At 51.0% G+C, this 23,930-nt stretch carries 18 protein-coding genes; 12 read left to right on the top strand and 6 right to left on the bottom strand.

Annotated features, from left to right (window positions below; all coding sequences use genetic code 11):
* Window positions 1–49 precede the first annotated feature (49 nt).
* The gene (locus MES37_RS10005; protein ID WP_064543693.1) at window positions 50–268 is read left to right on the top strand and encodes a hypothetical protein; all 219 of its coding nucleotides are present in this window, start codon (window positions 50–52) and stop codon (window positions 266–268) included.
* A gap of 574 nt (window positions 269–842) precedes the next feature.
* Here MES37_RS10005 and lapD read toward each other — a convergent pair.
* Genes lapD through MES37_RS24860 form a run of 5 tightly spaced genes read right to left on the bottom strand, consistent with a single transcriptional unit; the run spans window position 843 to window position 7,424 of the window.
* A complete protein-coding gene (gene lapD / locus MES37_RS10000; RefSeq protein WP_121814965.1) occupies window positions 843–2,780 on the bottom strand; it encodes a cyclic di-GMP receptor LapD in 1,938 nt (645 codons plus the stop codon).
* A gap of 9 nt (window positions 2,781–2,789) precedes the next feature.
* The gene (lapG, locus tag MES37_RS09995) at window positions 2,790–3,467 is read right to left on the bottom strand and encodes a cysteine protease LapG (protein ID WP_133522181.1); all 678 of its coding nucleotides are present in this window, start codon (window positions 3,465–3,467) and stop codon (window positions 2,790–2,792) included.
* Between the two features lie 16 nt (window positions 3,468–3,483).
* Window positions 3,484–4,332 (bottom strand): amino acid ABC transporter substrate-binding protein, encoded by an 849-nt coding sequence (locus tag MES37_RS09990; RefSeq protein ID WP_237931226.1) that lies wholly within the window; start codon window positions 4,330–4,332, stop codon window positions 3,484–3,486.
* 1 nt (window position 4,333) lies between these two features.
* A complete protein-coding gene (locus MES37_RS09985) occupies window positions 4,334–5,239 on the bottom strand; it encodes an amino acid ABC transporter substrate-binding protein (RefSeq protein ID WP_064543702.1) in 906 nt (301 codons plus the stop codon).
* Entirely contained in the window at window positions 5,229–7,424 is a 2,196-nt protein-coding gene (locus MES37_RS24860) for a putative bifunctional diguanylate cyclase/phosphodiesterase (protein WP_064543703.1), read from the bottom strand. The genes MES37_RS09985 and MES37_RS24860 overlap by 11 nt, the downstream gene beginning before the upstream one ends.
* Window positions 7,425–8,427: 1,003 nt before the next feature.
* Between MES37_RS24860 and MES37_RS09975 the strand changes: the two genes are divergently transcribed.
* The 9 genes from MES37_RS09975 (at window position 8,428) to MES37_RS09935 (ending at window position 20,345) form a co-directional block, all read left to right on the top strand.
* The gene (locus tag MES37_RS09975; RefSeq protein WP_237931221.1) at window positions 8,428–10,563 is read left to right on the top strand and encodes an EAL domain-containing protein; all 2,136 of its coding nucleotides are present in this window, start codon (window positions 8,428–8,430) and stop codon (window positions 10,561–10,563) included.
* Between the two features lie 140 nt (window positions 10,564–10,703).
* Window positions 10,704–12,803, top strand: a complete 2,100-nt coding sequence (locus MES37_RS09970) for a methyl-accepting chemotaxis protein (protein ID WP_064543709.1) — start codon at window positions 10,704–10,706, stop codon at window positions 12,801–12,803.
* Entirely contained in the window at window positions 12,790–13,848 is a 1,059-nt protein-coding gene (locus tag MES37_RS09965; RefSeq protein ID WP_133522177.1) for a chemotaxis protein CheB, read from the top strand. Before MES37_RS09970 ends, MES37_RS09965 begins: the two co-directional genes overlap by 14 nt.
* Window positions 13,845–15,257 carry a CheR family methyltransferase gene (locus MES37_RS09960; protein WP_237931220.1) on the top strand — a complete coding sequence of 471 codons (1,413 nt, stop codon included), beginning with the start codon at window positions 13,845–13,847 and terminating at the stop codon, window positions 15,255–15,257. Before MES37_RS09965 ends, MES37_RS09960 begins: the two co-directional genes overlap by 4 nt.
* A gap of 8 nt (window positions 15,258–15,265) precedes the next feature.
* Complete coding sequence (locus MES37_RS09955; RefSeq protein ID WP_121814973.1) at window positions 15,266–17,410, top strand: hybrid sensor histidine kinase/response regulator; 2,145 nt, start codon at window positions 15,266–15,268, stop codon at window positions 17,408–17,410.
* Between the two features lie 11 nt (window positions 17,411–17,421).
* Window positions 17,422–17,784: a response regulator gene (locus MES37_RS09950; RefSeq protein ID WP_064543716.1), complete on the top strand. Its 363-nt coding sequence runs from the start codon at window positions 17,422–17,424 to the stop codon at window positions 17,782–17,784.
* A gap of 11 nt (window positions 17,785–17,795) precedes the next feature.
* Window positions 17,796–19,484, top strand: a complete 1,689-nt coding sequence (locus MES37_RS09945; RefSeq protein WP_232886968.1) for a diguanylate cyclase — start codon at window positions 17,796–17,798, stop codon at window positions 19,482–19,484.
* Complete coding sequence (locus MES37_RS09940; RefSeq protein ID WP_232886967.1) at window positions 19,481–20,005, top strand: chemotaxis protein CheW; 525 nt, start codon at window positions 19,481–19,483, stop codon at window positions 20,003–20,005. The genes MES37_RS09945 and MES37_RS09940 overlap by 4 nt, the downstream gene beginning before the upstream one ends.
* The gene (locus tag MES37_RS09935; protein WP_121814976.1) at window positions 19,989–20,345 is read left to right on the top strand and encodes a hypothetical protein; all 357 of its coding nucleotides are present in this window, start codon (window positions 19,989–19,991) and stop codon (window positions 20,343–20,345) included. The genes MES37_RS09940 and MES37_RS09935 overlap by 17 nt, the downstream gene beginning before the upstream one ends.
* A gap of 64 nt (window positions 20,346–20,409) precedes the next feature.
* On the opposite strand, the gene MES37_RS09930 is transcribed toward MES37_RS09935, so the two are convergent.
* Complete coding sequence (locus MES37_RS09930) at window positions 20,410–21,246, bottom strand: cycloisomerase (RefSeq protein ID WP_121814977.1); 837 nt, start codon at window positions 21,244–21,246, stop codon at window positions 20,410–20,412.
* Window positions 21,247–21,483: 237 nt separating this feature from the next.
* Between MES37_RS09930 and MES37_RS09925 the strand changes: the two genes are divergently transcribed.
* A complete protein-coding gene (locus tag MES37_RS09925; RefSeq protein WP_064543725.1) occupies window positions 21,484–22,521 on the top strand; it encodes a sensor domain-containing diguanylate cyclase in 1,038 nt (345 codons plus the stop codon).
* A gap of 22 nt (window positions 22,522–22,543) precedes the next feature.
* Complete coding sequence (locus MES37_RS09920; protein ID WP_064543728.1) at window positions 22,544–23,725, top strand: acetyl-CoA C-acetyltransferase; 1,182 nt, start codon at window positions 22,544–22,546, stop codon at window positions 23,723–23,725.
* Window positions 23,726–23,930: the final 205 nt, after the last annotated feature.

Here is a 23,930-nt window from a genome sequence, read left to right as displayed (position 1 = left end):
ACCGCCCTTCACCGGGCGGTGAAATCACCGGCAATTTAAGGTATTAAAAATGAATGACGTTCAGCATCGTGAACTACTGCAAAAAAGCGACCTGGAAATGGTACGTGTTCTGGATGACCTGATTTTTCTGTTGATTCAGAAAGGGGTGATCACCATTACCGATTTGCCAGAGATGGCGCAGGTGAAGTTGATGAACCGTGCGCAGGCGCGCCAGGGATTAGGTGGGCTGGAAGATTTATTGAATAGCGACGATAACGGAATTTTCTAGTGATTAAACCACCCTCACCCTAACCCTCTCCCTGAGGGAGTGGGGATTGAACGGTGCGGGCGCTGTCTCTTAGTCACAACTTTGAAGAACAGTTCCTGCCAATTCGGAGAAGGTTCCGTTCACCAGGCGATTTAAGCCGGACCAGAAATTCAAGGTCAAAGTCAAAAACCAGGCCGGTTTTGACCTTGTTCCCGGCTTCAGTCGCACCGTTTTTCACCCTTCAGTTGGGGTCACGTGGTCGGGAACCACGTGAGAGAGCGATCGTCTGGAACGAATCGCGAACGACCCCGAATGTTGGGTGAAAAACGGTGTTTACCGCTTTAGCGGCGATTGATTTGCCGGGCGCCTGGATTATCAAGGGGTTGGCGTTAACACCTTGATACGTTCACCGTTTGCAGGAATTAAAGAGATAACTGAACGCACGGGTGAACGGAAAACCTGCGAGGCTAACAGATCTCGCCCTGACAAGATTGCCAGAGCGAGATGTGACTAAGAGACAGCCTGCGAGCCAGTAGATAAGACGGTCTTCTCCCTCTCCTGTGGGAGAGGGCCGGGGTGAGGGCATTTACCCAAATTAAAACGGCGCAGGCTCCCCCAACAACTGGCCCATCGCGCCGTAAATCCCCACCTCTTGCAACACGCGCAATTCGCCTGCGGTTTCTACACGCTCGGCAATTAACGGCAAATCGATATTGTTGGTCGCACTGTGCAACACATCAATAAACAAGCGCTTATCGCTCTCAATATCAATATGGCGAATATAGCTGGAATCGATTTTCAGATACGCCAGCCCCCACTGCGAGAAATGGCCAATCATATCGAAACGGCTACCGAAGTGTTGCAAGCCCAGCCCACAACCAAACTGATTCAGCGACTTCACAAACACTTCCATCTGCGCAGGCTCCGGCAACTGGTTTTCGTCGAGTTCCAGAATTAACCGGTTGGCTAATGCGGAATTGACCTTCAACGGGTTCAGCAACTGCTTAATCGTGGCTTCATTGGCCAGCGAATGCCCCGACAAACTCAGCGCCAGTGAACCCGGATAACTTTTCAGTTGCTTCAACGTCAGCGCCAGCATCACCTGATCAAGACGATGGCTCCAGCCAAAACGATGCACCCACGGCAGGAAACGCCCGGCAGTAATGCTATTGCCGTCTTCATCCACCATGCGTGACAACACTTTGTAATGAATCACTTTCTTCGGATTTTTACAGTCCACTACCGGCTGGAAGAATAACTGGAACTGCCGTTGGCTCAGCGCATTATCAAGACGGGTAAACCACAAATGCTGATCTTCTGTCGCGGCATTGTCGATGGCGGGCACATCGTTTGTCTGGTGTGTGGTGCGCGTTTCGGCTTCGATTAATACGCGGTCAGCCTGCACGAACAGCGACTGCGGCGTATCGCCGGAATTAAAAGGCACCATTCCGGTATGCGCCACCGGGTTAATGTCCGACATGCCGGTGGCATAAAATGCCGAAAGCTGCTGGGTGAGGGCATGCTGCAAATTCAGCATCTCGGCGTGCGTCACGCCCGGGCACAACAGCGCGAATTCGCCGCCACGGATACGCGCCAGAATACTGTCCGCCTTGGCGTGCTGGCTTTTCACCACGCTCATCATATCGGCGACATGCTTCAGCAAATTATCAGTATGCGGGCCGCCAAAACGCTGGTTCAGGCCACTGAGATCCTGAATACGCAGCAGCAACAAATAACCCGGCGCGGTTTCTTCATCGCTCAAACGCGACTGCATTTGCAGGTCGAAGGCGCGGCGGTTGGCAACACCGGTTTGGCTGTCGAGATAGGCTTCATTGTGCAGACGTTCGCTGTGTTCAGCTTGATCCTCAAACAGCGATTTAAGCTTGGTGACCATCAGGTTCATCGCTTCGACGACACGGCGCAGCTCTGGGGTTTTCGGCAAATCGAGCTGCGTCAGATATTCGCGGCGGGTAATCGCTTGTGATTGCTCCACCATATAATTGAGTGGGCGTAACTGGCGGCGCAACAGCATGGCACCTGCCAGAATACACACGGCGCAACACGCCAGCATCCACAGCAAATTCGCCAGCGTGCTGTCCCATAAACGTTTGATGGCAAACACCGGATTGCTGACCACTTCGACGCGCGCCGCCTGTTGCCAGCCGCGCATAATCGTCGCTTCACCCGCTTGTGGTTTCACATCGACCAGGCCGACAAACCAGTGCGGCACATCCGGGATAGACGTAGACGTGCTGCGCTCCAGAATGGTTTTGCCGTTGCTCTGGTCAACAATGCGAATCGTATTGTAGTAGCCGCTATCAAAAATCGAACTGACCATCAGCTCAATCATCGCCGGATCGTCAACATGCGGGGTCAGCGACAGGCCTAATGCGGTGGCGGCATCCTGAGCATGAGACAGCAGCTGATTAGTATATTGATCCCGCGAACTTTCGAGATTAACCACAAAACTGCCGCTGAAAATAATCAGCATAAAAACAAAGATAGCTATCAGAAGCTGTTTGAAAAGTGACACAGGCTTATCCTATTCATCAATCGGGAATCCTTCTTCGCGCATTTTTTTCAATACATCTTGCCAGCGAGAAAGGTGTTTACTATCCCCGACACGTTTATTATTTTGACTGCCAGGTAACCACAGTCCGCTATCATTAAAAGAGTAAACCGGTAATAAATCTGCACGTTGTGTTGCGGGTAAAATATTATTCGTCAAACTGTCTAAAACCACAGGGATCGCATTAGGTGTTTCATACCAGGTTAATACCATATGCGCGCGATTAAGACGGATGGCTTTAACGTAAGTAATCCGTAGTTTTTCGCCTGAAACACCTAACTGGCGTAATGTGAAATATTTAGCGATTGCATAATCTTCGCAATCTGCTTCCCCTTTTCGCAGCGATTCTATCGGCGTGGCCCAATAATCAATATTATTCCAGATATCGCTATCTTCGCGGTAATGCAGCTTTTGGTTAAAAAAGAGATTCACCGCGGTTAATTGTTCAGACTCACTTTTATTGCGTTGCTGCATAAGCAATTGCTGCCAGGCATCAATACGTTTTCCACCCTCAGGGCTGGCGGGGCCATAGAGGTTATCCGCGCGCTGTTGAATGGTGGTGAAATCCCAGGCGGCACGTAACGTGCTGCCCGCAAATATCAACAACACCGCGATGAATATTTTCGTAGGGTGGATTAGCGTAAGCGACATCCACCATTTCCCAGGCTTAATTTTTTAACACCACTTTTTGCGTCAACCACTTATTGGTCCACTGAGTATTCAGTGGTGAATCGAAAATGTGCTCCAGCGTTTTGTCGACAAACGCCACAAACAGCGGATCTTCTTTGCGCATCATGATGGCGTATTTCATCTTTTCACCGACAATCTCATGCGAAACCGTGAATGCTTCAGGCTTCTCGCTTTGGTTGATGAATGGATAAGCCAGGATATCATCCAGCACGACTGCTGCCGTGCGCTTCTGCGCCACCATATCGAAAGCATCGGCCACCGTATCTGAGGTAATAATCGACAGACTAAGATGTTTCTCACGATTTACCCGATTCAACTCTAACAGATCTTTAGAGCCCCGTGGCACGCTAACGGTATGGCCTTTTAAGTCATTAAGCGTCTGAATATTGTTTTGGCGTAGCGAAACAATACGCATATTGGCCGTGTAATAATCAATGGAAAACGACACACTCTTTTGTCTTTCAGGTGCATCGGTATTCACACTGCAATCAAAATCTATTTTACTGGAGTTAAGTGCTGAAACACGCTCGGTAAACAATGTGGGAATATAATGAATGTCGAGCTTTTTCAGCCCCAGCGAATGTTTTATTTCATCAGCGACTTTATTACACAGTGAAATGGTGTAGCCGGATACTTCGCCGCTATTATCCCGAAACGAAAAAGGCTCCAGCTGGCGATAGCCGATATTAATGATGTGGCTTGCTTTGATATGTTCAAGAGTGACGGAAGTGGGGGCGGCTGCCAGATAATGGGGAACACACATTAATGGCAACCACGAAACCGTTCGGAACAACAATTTAAGCTTGCTGGAAAATGTCTTTTTCATATTAGTACACATACTTAGCCGTTGTTGTGGTCAGTGCTTTGAGATCGGCCGACATCGGAATATTAAGATTTATGGCTTTCGGCGGGATCGGTGACAGGAACCAGCGCTGATAGAGTGCGGTAAAATCCTTACTGGTAATCAATGACAGCAACGTTTCATCGAGGAAACTTTTGAATTCATTGTCATCGAGCGGCAGTAATAAACCTGCGGGGATCGGTGGGCTTAACGTTTCATCAGATATTTCTAATGAGTCCGGCTCCGGGGAAAGTGCCAGCATGCCTTTCAGGATCGCTGAACTGGAAACCAGTGCCGGTAATTCACCGCTCTGCACTTCTTCAAAGGCGGCGCGGTTATTGTTATCCAGTTCAATATTTAAGTTGAGATCGTTGGTTCTGTTTATATTATGCAATTGCTCAACATAGATAGTGCCACTTTTGACCAGAATGCTATGCCCGGCTAAATCTTCGATGGTGTCGGTGTGGTTATTTTTACGTGTAATAAAGCGGGTGCTGGAGAAGAAGTAAGGGATGGAAAACTCAGCTTTCTGGTGGCGCGCCTCAGAGTAAAAAGCCGGAATACACATAATATCGGTGGCATGGTTTTTGATTAACACAAACTGTGAGGCGGTGCTGCTTTTTATCCAGCGAACTTTCAGATCTTTTAATTTCAGTTTAGTTTTAATCGCCTCAACGACTTTATTACAAATCTCGATGGAATAGCCTGCTGGCTGTTTGTTTTCGACATAGGAAAAGGGGAAGGCGTCATCCTGGTAGCCGAGCGAGATGGTGTTGGTTTCGGTTATTTTTTCGAGCGTTTTCTTGCTATGCAGGTTGTGCGCCCGACACAACGGGCTACTCAGCAGCAGCAGCCCGAGAAAGAAATGGCAAAGCAAAGACTTAGACTGCATTGCAAATTTCCCCATCGATGACTCGGTTACCAAAAGTCGGTTGCAGATCTTTTTCTGGTAACGGTCGGCTGTAATAGTAGCCCTGCACATTCTGGCAAGAAATACGCCGCAAAATAGTCCGTTGTTGCTCGGTTTCCACCCCTTCTGCCGTCACGCTCATGCCATATTTTTGCGCAAACTGAATCAGCATCACCACCAGATATTGGCTGGCACTCTCTTTCTCGAGTTTCATAATCAGCGTGCGGGCAATTTTAATACGCGTAAACGGATAAATAAGCAGGTAATCCAGCGCCGCATATCCGGTGCCTAAATCATCCATTGCAATGGAAATACCCATCTCACGGATTTTCTTAAATACCGGCAGGGCAATCGACTGATCGAGTTTTTCTGATTCAGTGACTTCAATTTCCAGTCGATTAGCCGCCAGGCCGCTCTGTTTTAGGGCATCAATAATAATATCGATTAAGCCTGGGCCATGTAATTGATACGCCGAAATGTTAACCGCCACTTTGGTGGATTCTGGCCACTTAGCCGCCGCCATACAGGACTGGCGAATAATCCATTCGCCAAGACGGATAATTAAACCGGACTCTTCGGCGATATTAATAAAGTAGTCCGGGTAAATCATCCCCTTGGTCGGATGGTTCCAGCGGATCAGTGATTCGTAGCCACAAACGGTTTCATTTTCCAGATCGATAATCGGCTGGTAGTGCAGCACAAACTCATTGTTATCAATGCCGTTGATGATTTCCTGATTCACAAACACGCTATTGGTGTGCTTCATCATCATGCCATCTTCAAAGAAGTGGTAGCAGCCACGGCCACTATGCTTTGAGGCATACAAGGCGAGGTCGGCGTTAATCATCAGCGTGGTCGCGCTGTTGCCCTGATCGGGGGCGGTAACAATGCCGACGCTGCAGCTAATGGCGAATGTGTTGGTGCCGTAGGTGAATGGAATACTCAACGCGCGGACAATTTTTTGCGATAGCGCGCCCGCTTCCTGGCAATTGTCTGCTTTCACGCTCTGCAAAATCGCAAATTCGTCACCGCCTAAGCGTGCGGCAAAATCCATTGGGCCTAACAGCAAAGAAAGACGCTGTGCCACGCCGATCAGCACTTCATCACCCGCCGAGTGGCCGAAGGTATCGTTCACCGGTTTGAAGTTATCCAGATCAATCAGCAACAGGTTGAATAGCTGCCCGTTCTGATTCATTTCACGGATACATTTATCCAACGCCTGGCTAAAGGAAGCGCGGTTCGGGAAACCGGTCAGTGAATCATGGTGCGCCATGTACTCCATTTTTTGCGACATATCCTGCATGCGTTGCAGGTAATCACGCTCCACCATCGCAATACGGAGTTTTTCAATCGCTGCTGCTAACCGGCCGATTTCGTCATCCTGATCTAAGTAAGGGGTTATGTGGTCGGTTTGCTCATGAGCAATGCGCGTCAAAGAGTTAATCAACAGCGGTACCGGGCGGAACAGACGGCGCATAAACAGCGTCACCAGGGCCAGCGTGCCGAGCAAAATCAGCGCCAGAATCACCAGCGTTTTTTTGAGCATCGCGTCATAAGCCGCGTAAAGCTGGCTTTTGTTGCCAATGCTGCTGATCAAACTGCCAAGGATTTCGCCTGAAGGCGCAAGAATAGGGACGGCACTGATAAAGCACTCTTTGCCGTTGATGGTGGCAAAACCAATATAGTAGTTAACCAGCACATCAGTGGCGCGGTGTCCCTTGAAGCGGATACTGGCGTCTTGCGATTCTGAGTTGTTGCTGATGCCCTGGAAGCCTTTTTCAGGCGTGTAAAGGAACAGCCAGGTCGGGTTACGGGTTTGCACTGATGCCAGAGCCAGCACATCGACAGGGTTGTAACCGGTTTGGATTACCGAGTCGGGGTCACCCAATTTGTGTTCAGAAACAATGCGGGTTATTTGCCCCGTAGAGCTGGTCCCCACCGCGACATTGGTATACACGTTACGCACGATGTAGGTCATTATCTGGGCATTCGCTTCAGCCTGGTGTACCCATTGCTGGTAAGAGAAGCTGTCAATCAGCCCCCAGCCTGCACAGGCTCCCGCCCCAAAGGCAATAAGGATACCCGCCAGCAAAAACTGGGTAATTTTCCCGGCAATGGAATGGTGCCAACCTTTTACGCCTTTGAGCGAGATAAAACTTTTAGCCACTGATTACCAGCTTCCTGAGAATGATACTTGGGTTTGTCGGGGCTGTCGGATGACGCTGCGCTTATCCGACCTACGGTTATGGTTTTGTCGGATGACGCTGCGCTTATCCGACCTACGGTTATGGTTTTGTCGGGTGACGCTGCGCTTATCCGACCTACGGTTATGGTTTTGTCGGGTGACGCTGTGCTTATCCGACCTACGGTTATGGTTTTGTCGGGTGACGCTGCGCTTATCCGACCTACGGTTATGGTTTTGTCGGGTGACGCTTCGCTTATCCGACCTACGGTTAAGATTTTGTAGGGTGGATAAGCGCAGCGTCATCCACCGTTTATTAGCCGATTATTATGTGAGTTTTTTATTAATAGAGTTGTGTGTTGTATCAACAACAAATAACGGTTGTGTAACATCGCTGCTGAAAAAATAAATAATGACAAAACACGCGGCAGGACTATAGATAACCCTGATAGTCAAGTCAATCATTAAGAATACCCTTCAAACATTAATTGTTCTGTTGATTGATTCTCTTTAACAATGGCGTTAAATAAAGACGTTTGTCGCTGTTTGTTTTTGTTCTGCAATCCACAATATAAGACAGTTTTATATTACCGTTAAAATAAATATATTAATAACTATCAGTGTGTTAGGTGGTTTTTATGTTGTGCTTAATTAATTGTCATCGTACTAATTAATGTCCATTTTTACCTATAAATGACTGTTCTTTTCTGAACAAAAAATGAATACAATCCAAAACGTTTTCAGTGTGCCGATGATTTTTACGATTCATCATCTTCGGTATTATTAAAAAGAATAGTTAAAAATTATAGTTGTTAATTACTTGCTAATTTAACAGCGTATTTGTTTTTTTTGATTATGTATTCTGCAATATTCTGTCCATTCTCCAAATCACATAAATAGCACTCTAAAGCATACAACACGGGTTAAATTCTTGGACTCTATAGCGAGCGATAGCACAGCGCATACTAATAAACGGTGGGGTTTACCGTTGATTCTCCCCTGCCTGCTTTACGCACTGGCGCAACTGCTCAGCAGCCATCTCATCGTTGATGACCAGGTTCTGGTGGTCTATGACCTCGAATTAGCGGCCATCTCTGCCGTACTGGTATTGTTTGGCTACCGCGCCGTAGCAGGCCTGGCTTTGCTCAGCGTATTAACCCTGTTATTGCGCCCTCTGACTGAATTTTATGAGCTGCTTGGCTATCTGGCCGCCGCCTTGATTAGCTATTTCTTCTATGCCAAAAGCACCGGCTGGCGTAGCCCATCCAGTTTTGGGCGCATCATTCTCACCAGTCAACGGCTCATCTGGCTGTGCTTGTGCAACGCCTTGCTCAATACCGTGTTTAGCGAAGTGGTCTGCCTGTTTACCACTTATCATCCCTGCGCTGCGATGGCGTTTGAGCATGTGTTTAACGCGGAAACGCTGGTCAGAATCCAGGGGGTGATGAACGGCTGCGTAACTGGTATTCCGCTGTTTTATACCGTGTTAAGGATTATCTGCCGCCCGAAATATGCCGCGATATGCCTGAAGTCTATCGGCGCACAGTTTTCAGAAAGCGTCGGGTACATCCGTTTTACGCTCTGGGCGGTATCGCTGCTTGTCTTGATGATTTTTCTCAACATCCCTTTCAAAGACAACGTCTTTTTTACCTTTTACAGCCTGATCCTGATTTTCCCGCTGATGCTGTGGAGCTCAGTGCGCATCGGCTATCTCTTCACCGCGCCAATCTGGACGGTGATGCTTATCATTTTGGCTAAGAATAACGAAAACTACATTGCCCTCAACGACGACTTCATGTTGCACCAGGTGCTGGTGTCGACGGCTATTTTTGTCTTTACGCTGACCATCGTCATCATGGGCGTATTGTCCAGATTCAATAAGTTACGCTTTGATCAGCTGCTGGAAATGGGGTTAACCGACCCGATGACCAACATGCCGAATCTGCGTGCCTTAAAGGCGGATATTAAACAGTCGCCACACTCCACGGTTGGCCTGATTCAGGTTCCCGAAATGGAACTTTTCTCGCGCCGTTACGGTTTGCACTTTCGCGCCAGATACCAAAAAAAGCTCGCCGATCACCTGCGTAGCAATCTGCGAGGCGATGAGAAAATTTACTACCACGCGGGTTATGGCCTGCTGCTCAAGCTTGACGACCCGAGCTGGGGAAGGCTCAGCCTGCTGTATCAATCCGCCAACACCTTTCGTTATTCACATAACAATCAGCAGCTTGGTTTCCGCAGCGGCCTCGGCTATTGCCGGGCAACTCAGTTCTGTAATGACGTTTACAGCCTGACCGGAAAGCTGGGGATTGTTTCCGGGCTGTCGCTGGTCAATGGCAAACCTGAAAACCTTGAAGCGCAGTCCAGCCGCATTCTGGAAAGTTACATCGTCGGGCGCACTGATATTCGTACGGTGCTCCAAAAAACGCTGGATAACGACGCCTTCGTGTTAATGGCGCAGCCGATTGTCAGCACCCGTGGCGAAGAGCGCTACCACGAGATCTTGCTGCGTATGCTGGACGAAGAAGGGCGCTTTATTCCGCCGGACCGCTTTTTGCCAGTAGCGACCGAAGCGGGCCTCGCGCCGGATATCGATCTTTGGGTGATCCGCAACACGCTAAAAACCATGCAGCAGCAGCCGGATCGCAGCTTCTCGATCAATCTCGCACCGGTCACGGTGTGTCGCGCCAGTTTTGTTCACAGCGTGCAGTTGTTGCTGGCCGAGTTTGGTGTGGATCCGCAGCGCATCATCTTTGAGATAACCGAAGCAGACGCACTGTCCGATACCGAACAATCGCAGAACACCGTGCGCTCGCTCAAAAGCCTCGGTTGTCGGGTAGCGATTGATGACTTTGGCACCGGTTTTTCCAGCCATGCGCGGTTACGTGATGTCAGCGCCGATATTTTAAAAATCGACGGTTCGTTTATCCGTGAAATTACCGAGAGCGAAGTCAGCCATTACATTGTTGAGTCGTTTTGCCATGTCGCAAGAATGAAAAATATGCAGGTGGTGGCCGAATATGTTGAGAACGAAGGTATTCAGCTCTGCCTGGAAAGAATGAATGTTGACTGGTTGCAGGGTTATCACATTGGTAAGCCAGTGCCTTTGCTTACGCTTGTGTGATCCGATGGTGTCGGGGGCGCTGCGCTTGCCCGACCTACGAAACAGCCGTTGTAGGGTGGATAAGCGCAGCGTCATCCACCAATGAACAGCAATGAAACGAACAGCAGAACCTTCTTACACCACAATAAAAATGGAAACCCATGAGTCACTTATTTAAATTCAAGCGTCAGGAAGAGGCTGAATATTCCGCTACCAGGGAAAGTGGTCTGACAGCATGGCTGCATAAGTTACACGTGGGTGTCGCCATGAAGCTGGGGTTGATGCTGGTGGCGTGTATTGGCGTGTTGCTGGTTGGCGCGTCATTTCTGCTGTCGAATTATTTATCGACGCAGCTGGAAAGCAATGCGCTGGAAGTGCTGCGTTCCAATACCCGGATATTCCATAACAATATTCTCACTGAATATAAACGCGTGACGCGCGACGCTGAACGCTACAGCAACGTTTATATCAACAACTATCAAAATATGTCTTCGGTACCGCTGCACTCAATGGATGCCGAGCCATTAAAAGCGCTATTAAATGACAAAAGCATTAATGCTCATTTCACTGAATTAACCAGTGTATTTGCCTCGACCTTTGTTCGCGAAGGCGATCAATTTGTGCGCGTCTCTACCTCGTTACAGGGCAAAGAGGGACGAATTGCCACCTCCACCGTCCTCAGCCATGACAACCCGGCGCTGGCTGAATTAGCCCGCAACAAACCTTTTACCGGCGTGGTGGTGTTATACGGCAAACAATTCATCAGCCATTACGAACCGATTGCCGATAAATACGGCCAGGTTGTCGGGGCGGTGGCGATTGGTTTTGACGTCAAACTGGCGCTGCAACCGGTGATTAAAGAGCTGCTGGCGGTGCATATTGGCGAAGGCGGTTACGCCTACGTGCTGGATGCCGGATTTAACCCCGGTCACATGGTGGCTCACCCAACATTAGCCAACCAGAACGTCGAGAATATTACTGACGCCCACGGCTACAAACGCTATGCCGATATTCTGGCGCGCAAAAACGGCACCATTTATTACGAAACCGTTAGCGGCTACGGCGCGGCACCGCGCAAGCGAGTCTCGGTGTTTGAGCATATTGAAGGGATTAACTGGATCATCGCCACCACCAGTTACGTGGATGACGTTGCCAAAAGCAGCAATCTGGTGCGTAACAGCCTGTTGCTGTTTAGCGTGCTGCTGATGCCGGTGATTTTGCTGCTGATTGCCGGAACCAGCCGCATCCTGATTTCCCGCCGTTTAAACAACGTGCTGAAAGTTTCGCAGTCTATTGCGCAGGGCGATCTGAGCGTTGATGTGCATGTTGATCACAACGATGAAATCGGTGATTTGCTCAGTGCCAATGAGAAGATGCGCGCCTCGCTGCATGCGCTGGTGGGCGAAGTGGTTTCCCATGCTCATCACGTTCATGAAGCGGCGTTAAACATTACCGAAGCGGTAGACGGGCAAGCCTCAACCAGCGTCGAAACGTCTTCCTCGGTGGCGGAAATTACTTCGACGATGGAAGAGTTGTCCGCCTCCTCAACGCAGATTGCCGAGCATTCGCGTGCGGTGGTCGATATTGCCAACGTCACGCTGGAAGACTGCAACAAAGGCTCCGACTCGATGGGTGAGTTGCTGACCCGCATGGCCGACATCGATAGCGACAACCAGCAAAGCATGCGTGAAATCATGATGCTCGGGAACAAGTCCAAAGAAATCAGCCGCGTGATGGTGATCATCAACAACGTGGCGGATCAAACCAAACTGATTGCTTTTAATGCGGCACTGGAAGCATCAAGTGCCGGTGAATCCGGCAAGCGTTTCTCAGTGGTGGCGGCAGAAATTCGCCGCCTGGCCGATTCAGTCACCGAATCGACTTTTGAAATTGAGAATAAAATCAGCGAGATTCAAAACTCGATTAACCGCCTGGTGCTCAACGCCGAAAAAGGCAGCAACAGCATTAAAGCGGGCACCAAAGCCTGCAAAGTGAGCGCCGACCGTTTGCATGACATTGTGGCGACCGCAGAACAAACTTCGACGGCGGCGATGCAGATTTCGCTGTCCACTCAGCAGCAGAAAACGGCGAGTAATCAGGTGGTGATGGCGCTGCGTGAAATCGTGGTGGCCAGTAATTACACCTCGCAATCCATCAAAGACATTCTTTCAATTAGCCAGGATATGACTCAGCTCTCCAAAGAGCTGAACCAGGCCACCGGGTCCTTCAAATTGACGGATAACCCTGATGACCCTACCTAAAATCCGCGTGCTGATCGTCGATCATGGCAGCGAGTCGCGAGACTCGCTGATCCGCCAGCTTGAGATGAATAAGAACATTGTCGTGGTCGGGCAGGCGGTGCAACGCGAACAGGCGGCGAGCCTGGTGCAAAAGATGGCGCCCAATCTGCTGGTGCTGACTTTAGGTGCGCCCGATAGCGAAAACGTCGAAACCGTCGAAACCATTATGGCGACCTGTGCGATTCCCATCATGGTGATGCGTTACTACGCCGACGCGCAGTGGGACACGGAATACATTACCCGTGGCGCGCTGGCGGTGGTCGACAACCAGGGGGAATCGCTGCAAGCGACTCAGGCTCTGCATCGCCAGGTTGAAATGCTGGTGGGCGTAAAGGTGATTCGCCATATCCAGGGGTTGCGCCACCATGCCGAGCCGCCAACAAAACCCGCCAGCGTAACCGAAGCCCCGCATCATCAATGGCCGTTTGTGCTGGCGATTGCCTGCTCAACCGGCGGGCCGCAGGCTTTGAGCAAATTGTTGCAGGCGCTACCGGCGGTGTTTCCCTGCCCGATAATTATCGCCCAGCATATCGCTGACGGTTTTGCGAAAAGCATGGTGCAGTGGCTGGATAGCGTCACCGAACTGGAAGTGTGTCTTGCCGGGGAGAATGACATTTTGACCGCGGGGCGGGTGTATATCTTGCCGCCTGAGCACCATCTGGTGGTTAAAAAACACCATCGTTTAGCCACCATTCCGCGTAAGACGAGCGATGTTTATCACCCAAGCTGCAACTTGCTGCTGGAGTCGGTAGCGGAAGTGTATGGCGAAAAATCCGTAGGGCTGATCATGACCGGTATGGGCAGCGACGGGTGTCGCGGCATTGAAGCCATTTTTCACAAGGGCGGTAAAACCCTCGCGCAAGATGAAGTCACTTCCGTAGTGTTTGGCATGAATAAATTCGCCATCGATAAAAACGTCATCCATAAAATTTTGCCGCTGGAAAAGCTGGCGGGAGCGTTGCTGGCGATGGCTCATCAAGGGAAATTCGAGGGCAAATTGCCATGATCCCCAATATTGCGGACTTCAAAGCGCTGATCAAAGACAGAGTCGGTCTGCATTTTTTTAACGGCATGGAAGGGTTGCTCAACACCGCTTTGTTGCAGCGTATGGGCGAGCGCGGGAAAGAGAGCAGCGAAAAGTACTATGAAAAACTCTGCGTCTCGACCAGCGAGTTCGACAAGCTTCTTAGCCTGCTGACCATCAACGAAACCTACTTTTTCCGTGAGCCGGAAGTGCTGGATATGGTCTGCGACACGCTGGTGCCGAGAATGCTCGAGCAGCGCGGCGGCCCGGTGCGCATCTTAAGCGCGGGTTGTTCATCCGGTGAAGAAGCTTACTCGCTGGCGATTAAACTGCACCAGAAATACCACGACCATTTTGCCGCCCGTGTAGAAATTCACGGTTGCGACATCGACACCAAAATTCTCGACAAAGCGCGCGCGGCAAACTATTCCAGTTATTCGTTTCGCGGTGTTGATCCGCTTTTGCAGCAAAATTATTTCACCCGCAACGGCAACCAGTTCCAGTTACACGATCTGATTCGTAGTAAGGTGACGTTCCACCGTTCGAACATTGTCAAAGAGCAGCTACAGCCGAAGTTCGACATTATTTTGCTGCGCAATGTCTCGATCTATTTTGATGACGAAACGCGGCGTCTGCTGCAATTCAATTTGCTCACCATGTTACAACCCGATGGCGCGCTGTTCTTCGGCAATGCGGAAACGCTGGCCAATAACTTTGGCATCCTGAAATTAAAGCAGGAACACGGCCTGTTTTACTTCTGCCAGCCGAAAATTTCCCGTGCTCAGGTCGCCAGCGCCAGTGTGAAACCCGTCGTTATGCCTGCCGCTGCACCTTGTGTTGCGGTTCCCGTTCGTGCCACGCAACAGTGTGAAATCTGGATTAAAAAGGCGCTGGAGTGTGTGGCGGAAAAACGCTTTGCCCAGGCCGAAGAGTGGATAAGCCAGGTGCTGGATTGCGATATTCATCATCAGGAAGCGTTGGTTATCAAAGGGGCGATTGCGCTGGAAAAATGCGAGTTCGAGCAGACTGCGCAAAGCGCGCAACACGTTCTGGAACTGGATGAATGGTCGGCAGAAGCGAAAATGCTGCTGGGGCTGGCAATGATGTGGCAGCACCACACCCAGCAGGCGATTGCCTGGTTTAAACAGGTGGTTTATCAACAGCCTGGCTACTGGCCCGCGCATTATTACCTGGCGGAAATGTATCGCCAAAGCGAGCTGTATCGCCCGGCGCTGCGCACTTATCGCATCACTCTGCAATTGCTCAATGCGGAATTGAACAACACCAGCAACGCCTGCGCACTGCGGCTGCCGCTGTCATTTCCGAGTAATTCGTTTCGTTTTCTTTGTGAACATCAGTTGGCGCAGTTCACCGGTCAGGATGGGCAATAGAGAAGCGTATGGCTATCGATCTTAAAAAATTTGTGCTGCGCTTTATTGATGAAGCCAATGGCCATTTACACACCGTAAAAGAGGGCGCGTTTTTGCTCTCGTCCGGCGAAAGTAGCGACGCGCAAATCGGCGAGATGTTTCGTGCCGCCCATACCCTGAAAGGGGGGGCGCGGATGCTGAAGCTGCAAAGCATCGCTGACGTCACCCATCAGCTTGAAGAGATCTTAAGCGAGCTACGCGATAAAAAGCTCGCGCCGGACCAACAGCTTGGCACCTTGATCCTGCAAGCCTGTGATTACATTTCGGATCAACTGGCCCAGCTTTCGGCCACCGACGGCAACAATCAGTTACCGCCAGCCGATGAAGCCTTATGCGAGCGACTGGCGCGCGCCAGCCGTGGCGAAATGGATAGCAGCGCGGAGCAGAGCACGCCGCCGCCACTGGAAAAACCGTTCAGTGCGCTAAATCTTGAGGCGGTGGATAACGGGCTGAAACAGGCCAGTTCGGTGCGTGTCAGGCTCGAGAAACTCGATGACCTGATAAACATTTTGGGCGAAGTGGTCGCCAGCCATGACCGCCTGGAGCAGCAAGTGCAAAGCCTGGCGAACCTTGGGCCGCGGCTGGCGCAAATGGACGCAGCACAGCTTCGCCAGCAGATCGTGCAATTTAGCCGCCAATTTAAAGAAGATTTCCAGGTTCAGCATTTGCAGATGTTCGAACTGTACGACGTGGCGACCACCATCCGTATGTTGCCGGTATCGATGTTGTTCGAACCGGTTTCGACGCAGGTGCGCGAACTGGCGACCGCGCTCAATAAGCAGGTGGATTGCCGTATTTTGGGCGGCGAAGTTGAGATTGACCGGCAGTTAATTGATCGTCTGTCTGAACCGTTAACGCACCTGCTGCGTAACGCCATCGATCATGGCATTGGCGAGGCTGCGGAACGGCTGGCAGCAGGTAAATCGGCGCGTGGCACCATCACGCTGACCACCCAACAAGACGGGCGTGGCATTTTACTGCGCGTGGAAGATGACGGCCGTGGTCTGGATTATCCCGGTATTCGTGCCAAAGCGGTGGCGCGGGGGCTGGTGGAGGCGGCGGTGGTCGATCAGCTTTCCGAGCAGGAATGTAACGAGCTAATTTTCCACCCTGGTTTTTCAACCAGCAAGATTGTCACCGAATTATCTGGCCGTGGTGTCGGGCTGGATATTGTGCGCAAAACCATTGTCGCGGATCTGCAAGGCACTTTGCAGGTACACAGCCGCGCCGGGGTTGGCACCACCTTTATTATCCGCTTGCCTATTTCGCTGGCGATGATGCGCATTTTGCAATTCGAGCAGCAGAACCATCTCTTTGGCCTCGCCGCGCAATATGTGGTGGAAGTGGTGAAATACTCGCGTGATGAAATCCGCGACATTGCTGGCCGCCCGGCGATCATTCTGCATAACGAATTTATCCCGGTGATTTCCGCCGCCGAGTTGCTGCGCATTCAGGACCGTCCTGCAAGCCAGACTGCGCCCGCGCCCATGGCAACCAGCTTGCTGCTGATCATCATTCAGAACCAGTTCGGCAAGATGGCGATGCTGGTGGATAACCTGCTCGACGAGCGCAACATGATGATTAAGCCGCTGCCGAAGCACATGCGCTCGCAGGCTTTAGTCTCCGGCATGGTGTTGTCGCCCGATAACCAACTGGTGAGTATTTTGCAGGTTCCGGTGCTGATGGAGATGGCGCAGAAGCGCGGGCAATCGCGAGCCACGGCGACAAAACCGCAAGTGCGGGCGAATGCCTGGCATGTGCTGATCGTCGACGATTCTATGAACACCCGTGAAATCGAGAAAAACGTGCTTGAAGCCCACGGCTACCAGGTGACGCTGGCTGAAGATGGTTTAGCTGGTTTGCAAAAAGCACGGCTGACGCAGTTTGACGCGGTACTGACGGATGTCGAAATGCCGGTGATGGACGGTTTCTCGCTCACCAGGGCGCTGCGCGCCGAAGAAAACTACCAGCATATCCCGATTATTATCGTGACATCACGAGCCAAAGAAGAAGACCGCCGCCGCGGGATCCAGGTCGGTGCGGATGCGTATATCGCCAAGGGTGATTTTGAACAAGATAGCCTGATAGAAACACTGAAAATGCTGCTGTGTTAAGAGAGAAAAAGATGCGTGTATTACTTGTGGATGACGACTTATTCGCGGCTGAACTGGCGGCGTTATTTCTGGAAATGAACGGCTACGACGTGCTGATTGCCGAAAGCGCTTTGAGCGCATTAGCCAACCTGGATTCTGACCGTTCGATTGAGCTGGTGATCAGTGATTTCCATATGCCGGAAATTACCGGGTTGGATCTGTTAGAGATGCTGCGTGCCAACGGCTGGAACAAACCGTTTGTGTTACTCAGCGCCAGCGAGATGACCGACATTACCGTTATCCCCGATTGTTGGGTGAAGAAAGACGAGAATATGGCGGAAAGACTGGTGGCGGTGGTGAATGAATTACTGATGCCAGTTGCGGCGGCTGAATAGATTACTCAATCATGATGAAACAAGAATTGACGCAAACCACGATGAATACCGCGCAGGATAAAATTGCTCGCCTACGCCAGCGCTTTTTGGAGCGCATCCCGAAGATGCTGGGCCAGGCCGAAGAGCTGTTGGCTAAATTAAGCGCCCAGCCGAATGAAACGGACAGCAAGCAACTGCATCTGCTGTTGCACAGTATTCATGGCACCAGCGCTTCGTTTGGCTTCAGTAAAATCTCCAGCCAGGCGTCTGAAGGTGAGTATTTATTGGTGAATCATCCGCTTGATGAGGCGCTGTTTGGAAAATTAGCGCAGGTTATCAGGCAGTTGTATGCGTTGACGGAAGAGCAAGCGGAAAGCGCGCGTCGCGGTGGAGATGCGTTGGTTAAATTCCCGATTGCTGCCTCCAGCCAGGAAGAAGTGGCGATTAACCGCACCATCAAGCCCGTTTACCTGTGTGATGATGAAAGCGAGCAGGCCGAATTGCTGGCGACTCAGTTGCGTTGTTTTGGCTTCATTTGTTATGTCTTTACCAACACCGCCGATTTTACCAAGGCGGTGATTTCACAGCCGCCGTCGGTGGTGATTATGGATGTCAGTTTCCCCGAGCACGCCTACGGCGGCCCGCTGGCAATGTCGGATCTGAAAAAGAAAGTCGGCACGCCGTTCCCGGTGCTCTATCTTTCCTGTCACAGCCATTTCCACGCGCGGATTAATGCGATAAAAGCGGGCTGCGATGGTTACTACGTGAAACCCGCCGCCACCACCGATTTAGTGCAGGAGCTGCATCGCTTAACGCAGCCTTCGCTGAAAAAACCGTATCAGGTGTTGTTGATTGACGATGAGCCGGAAGTGGCGCAGTACAACGCAGAAATGCTGCGCATGGCGGGCATGGAAGTACACGTGCTTTCGCGAATTCCACATTTGCTGAATGTCCTGAATACCCATCCGATCGACATTGTGCTGATGGATTTCCATATGCCGGAATACAGCGGCGAAGAGCTGACCAAACTGATCCGCCAGATCCCGCAGCACATCGGTTTGCCTATCGCGTATCTTTCCAGCGAAACCAATAAAACCACCCAGTTTGGCGCGATGAGCACCGGTGCGGAAGATTTCATTATCAAGCAGGCCGACCCGCAGGAGCTGATTAACGCGGTGTCGATTCGCGCGGAAAGAATGCGCACCCTGCGTGCCCGTATGTCGCAAGACAGCTTGACCGGTTTGTATAACCACTCGACCACCACCCATTATCTGGAAAGTGCGATCACTGAATCCAAATATAGCGGCGTGCCTTTCAGCCTGGTGATGGTCGATTTAGATCACTTCAAAAGCATCAATGATACTTACGGCCATGTGGCGGGCGACCAGGTGATCCTCGGGATCTCACAGCTGTTTTCTCATCGCCTGCGCAGCACCGATATTGTTGGCCGCTACGGTGGTGAAGAGTTCGCGATCATTATGCCGGGGACCACCAAAGAGCAGGCAGCGGCGGTGGTGGAACGGCTGCGCCAGGGGTTTGAAAAGATTCACTTCTCGGTCAACCAGACGCGTTTTAGCAACACGTTCAGTGCTGGCATTGCCTCGTGGCTGCCGGGTGACGAAATCGACACCATCCGCGACCGTGCCGACCAGGCGTTGTATAGCGCCAAACAGCGTGGCCGCAATCGCTATTGCCTGGCTGAAGATAGGGAGGTCGCATGAGCGAGCCATTAGAGCAAATCCTCAGCCAGTATCAGACCGAAAAGCGCGAAATTACCAATGTCGACGAGCCGCAGTGCAGCCTGGTGTTATTTAAAGTCGCCGATAAAAACTTTGCTTTTTACGGCGCGCAAATCAAAGAGATTCTGGCCGACCGCCCGATTTCCTGGGTGCCAGGTTGCCCGCCCTCGCTTGAAGGGGTAATCAATCACCGTGGGCGCGTGGAGTCAGTGATTACCCTTAACTCGCTGATTGAAACGCCTGCGGCGGAGAACGTCGCTAAGCGCACTATCCTGATGGGGCGTGGCCAGAAAATGCAAAGCGGGATTCTGGTCGACAAATTAGTCGATGTGCTGGACGTCGCGCAGAGCCAGATTCATCCGGCGGCTGAGCATTTATCTGCCGCCATGCAGAAAGTGGTAGTGGGGATTGTGCCTGTTGGGAAAGAGTATTTCGCTTTATTAGATTTGGATTTAATTTTTGAGCGTTACCTGGAAACCTGCGGTTATGACGCACTCGCTTAACCTTGCGAGCGTGCGTATCACGCTTGGGGATGTGCATTTTTATATTCCGGCAGACCAGGTGCAGCGTTGTGCGCTGGTGGATTATGAAACCGATGACGTCCCACGTTTTAGCCAATGGCTAGGTTTACCTGATGAGCCAGAGCAGGGTTTGCATCTGCATTTGTGGGTACCCGCCAGCGGTGTGGCAGAGGGCTGGTATTTCTGGGGCGAGCTGGAAAATGTGACGCTGCCAGCGAGTGATATTTTCCCACTGCCCGCGCTTATGCAGCACTGTTGCCAGCTCCCGGCGCTGCGGGCGTTAGTGAAAGATGAAAGTTTTAGCCCGTTGTTGAGTTGGTGAGACACCGTCACGTAGGGCGCGCAAGCGCAGCGCCCCCGCCAGCCTTTAAGGCTCACACTCTGATTTATTCAAGCTGGTTTACCGTAATTTCAGATTCTGAATTATCGCGACGGACAATGCCGTAAATTATTTTGTTTTCTACACTGCGATCATAAGCAATGCCTTGCCCGGAAATATCAGCCTTAATGGTATTGACCCAATTGAGCACTGATCCCATTTTTGGAATTTCCAGAACATATATAGCCGGGTTGTCATGCCCTGTTATATAGAGTTTGCCATCCTTTCCCCATGAACCGCCAGAATTGCTCATGTCATCAAACAGATCAATTAAAGCATCGGGGAACACCCAGCTTTCCTGTACTTGCCACTTATCGTCGAAGCGCACAAGTTGGGTATTATATTTATTGCCGTATACCGAAGAGCTTTTTCCAAAGACACGATTGTAATTAGCAAAAGTCCCCCACCAAACCCCGTTCGCATCGCGATCAATCCAGGTTAGCGAGCCACGGTCAATACCGAAACTGTAACTGCTAACATGCGCCAATGTTGCGGTATCCCAGATTTCAACAGAACTGGTCATCGGCCACTGCGGGTAGTTTGTATGGGCTGCATAGAGCTTCCCATCGAATACCACACCGCTATCAAGATGGCTTAAAGGCCCCTCTTTTTCACCTTGCCAGCGTGCTAATTCGCGGCCGGTGTTTTTATCCATTTTTACGATGGTCTGATTGTTTATCGCATAAAATGCCTGGCCATCTACCGCAACAGCCTGACGAGCTTCCTTAACAGAATAACGCTTAATGGTGGTGGCCTGAGACGTCTCTGGTATTGCCTGTTCAGCAAGAGAGGAAAATGAGGCGAACAGGCAAAGTAAACATGCTGAAGTGTAATTAATTTTCATAAGTATCCTTACAGAATTATTAGTTTTCAGCATGCTAATTATCTTTTATTTCAGTGGTATGACAAAACAGAGCTATCAGTAGGGCGGGCAAGTGTTGCGCCCCCGCCAATAGGTAAAATTCGCCTCCGTACTCAATTCTCAACTCCGCCAGAAGCACTCATATTAAAAATATGTTAAAAACGAGCCTGAACCCGGCTTTCGTCTGCGCACTATTTTTAATACAGGTAATCATGCTTTATGTCTGACAATCTTATCGAGCGAATTTCCACGGCGTTAGAATCTGAATATACCCTCGAAGGTCTTGTCCGACAGCTGCTTGAAATGCTCGAACTGGTGACCAATATGGAGTCAACTTACCTGACTCGCATTGAACCGGATGGCAGCTTCCAACATATCCTTTTTTCCCGTAACACCCGGCAAATGCAGATTCCCGAAGGGCTTTCTGTGCCGTGGGGCGATACGCTTTGCAAGCGTGCGCTGGACGAAGGAAAGCGCTACACCAGCGATGTCGCCAGTGTCTGGGGCGATTCCCAGGCCGCGAAAGTGTTGGGTATCACTACTTATGTCAGCACGCCAGTTACCCTTGCGGATGGCTCACTTTATGGCACGCTTTGTGCGGCCAGCTCCGAACACCGGGTGTTGAATGAGCGCAGTGAACAAGTTCTGCAACTCTTCGCGCAGTTGATTGCTCAACAGATCCAGAATGAGCGGCTGTTACAGCAGTTACAGCAGGCCAATGTCGCGCTGACCACCGCCAGCTATACTGATGAGCTGACGGGATTGCCCAACCGTCGCGCTGTTTTTGAAGAGTTACCTAAACTCTTTTCCAGGGCGCGTGATGAAGCGCGTTACGTGCTGTTAGCCTTTACCGATCTCGATGATTTCAAACAGATCAATGATGTTTATGGTCACGATGCTGGCGATGATTTCCTGCGGGCAGTGGGGCAACGCCTGAAAGAGGGGGTTCGCGCTCACGAAGTACTAGGCCGGGTCGGTGGCGATGAATTCGTGGTCGCAGGCGTTGGGCCTGGTGAGTTTGACGAGGCGCAATTTGCGGCAGACGCCTTCAAAATTCGCCTGGCAAACTTGCTGATGGGCAAGTATCAGCTACATTCCAGTGTGATTAATTATGCTGGCCCAAGTATTGGGGTTATCGCGGTTAATCCGGCGCTAACCGATCATGATCAGGCCTTGCGAGAAGCGGATACCGCGATGTATCTCGAGAAAGAACGGCGGCGGGATCTGGCCATTACTACATTAAACCCCCCTAAATAATTCTAATATTGCGGAGTTAATGATGAAAGACGTCGTTATCGTTGGAGCCGCTCGCACGGCCATCGGTTGTTTTCAGGGTGCGCTTTCCCCACGCACTGCCTCCGAGTTGGGCAGTGCGGTTGTCAAAGCCTTGCTCGAGCGCAGTGGTGTGAGCGAACAAGAAGTTGACGAAGTGATTCTCGGCCAGGTGTTGACCGCTGGGGCCGGGCAAAACCCTGCCCGACAAACGGCGATCAATAGCGGTTTGCCGTGGTCTGTTTCGGCAATCACCATTAACGACGTGTGTGGCTCTGGCTTAAAAGCCTTGCACCTGGCGACTCAGGCAATTCAATGCGGTGAAGCCGATGTGGTGATTGCGGGCGGTCAGGAGAATATGAGCCGGGCGCCGCATGTGCTGGCGGACAGCCGCAATGGCGCAGGTTTAGGCAACAGCCAACTGATCGACAGCCTGGTGCATGACGGGCTGTGGGATGCATTTAACGATTACCATATGGGCGTCACCGCTGAAAACCTCGCCCGCGAATATGGCATCAGCCGCGAAAGCCAGGATGCGTACGCTCTGGCGTCGCAGCACAAAGCGCGGGTGGCTATCGATTCCGGGCGTTTTAAAGATGAAATTGTGCCGGTGACGGTGGAGTTGAATGCCGGTAAATCGGTGATTGTCGATACAGACGAACAGCCGCAAACCGATGCCAGCGCGGAAGCTCTGGCGCAGCTACGCCCAACGTTTGATAGCCAGGGCAGCGTGACCGCGGGTAATGCATCGTCGATTAATGATGGTGCCGCCGCGGTGTTAATGATGAGTGCCAGTAAAGCCGAAGAACTGAATCTGCCCGTGCTGGCGCGCATCCGTGCTTTTGCCAGCGTGGGTGTGGATCCTGCGTATATGGGGATTGCACCAGTGACCGCCACCCAGCGTTGCCTTGAGCGCGCGGGCTGGTCGCTTGATGAGCTGGATCTTATCGAAGCCAATGAAGCCTTTGCGGCACAGGCGCTTTCGGTTGGCAAAATGCTGGAGTGGGATGAGCGCAAGGTCAATGTCAACGGCGGCGCGCTGGCGTTGGGGCATCCGATTGGTGCCTCCGGCTGCCGAATCCTGGTTTCACTGGTGCATGAAATGATTAAACGCGATGCCAAGAAAGGGCTGGCGACATTATGTATTGGTGGCGGGCAGGGCGTAGCACTGGCCATCGAGCGCGATTAATTTCAGTTACACCGGGTGGATGCCGCTAACGCGAATCCACCCTGCATTTTCCATTTGTACAACTCATCTGCTTTCTCTCCTTCTTGAGTTATTAAACTCATCCTAATCTCATTCATATTTTTATGCCCTGGAATATCCTTAAGTAAATAAACTGAAAGTTTATTGAAATATTTGATTATTTATGGTCGTGAGCATTCTAATGTGA

The organism is Buttiauxella sp. S19-1 (assembly GCF_022134725.1).
GTDB classification, from domain to species: domain Bacteria; phylum Pseudomonadota; class Gammaproteobacteria; order Enterobacterales; family Enterobacteriaceae; genus Buttiauxella; species Buttiauxella ferragutiae.
This window is presented reverse-complemented; position numbering and strand designations above follow the sequence as displayed.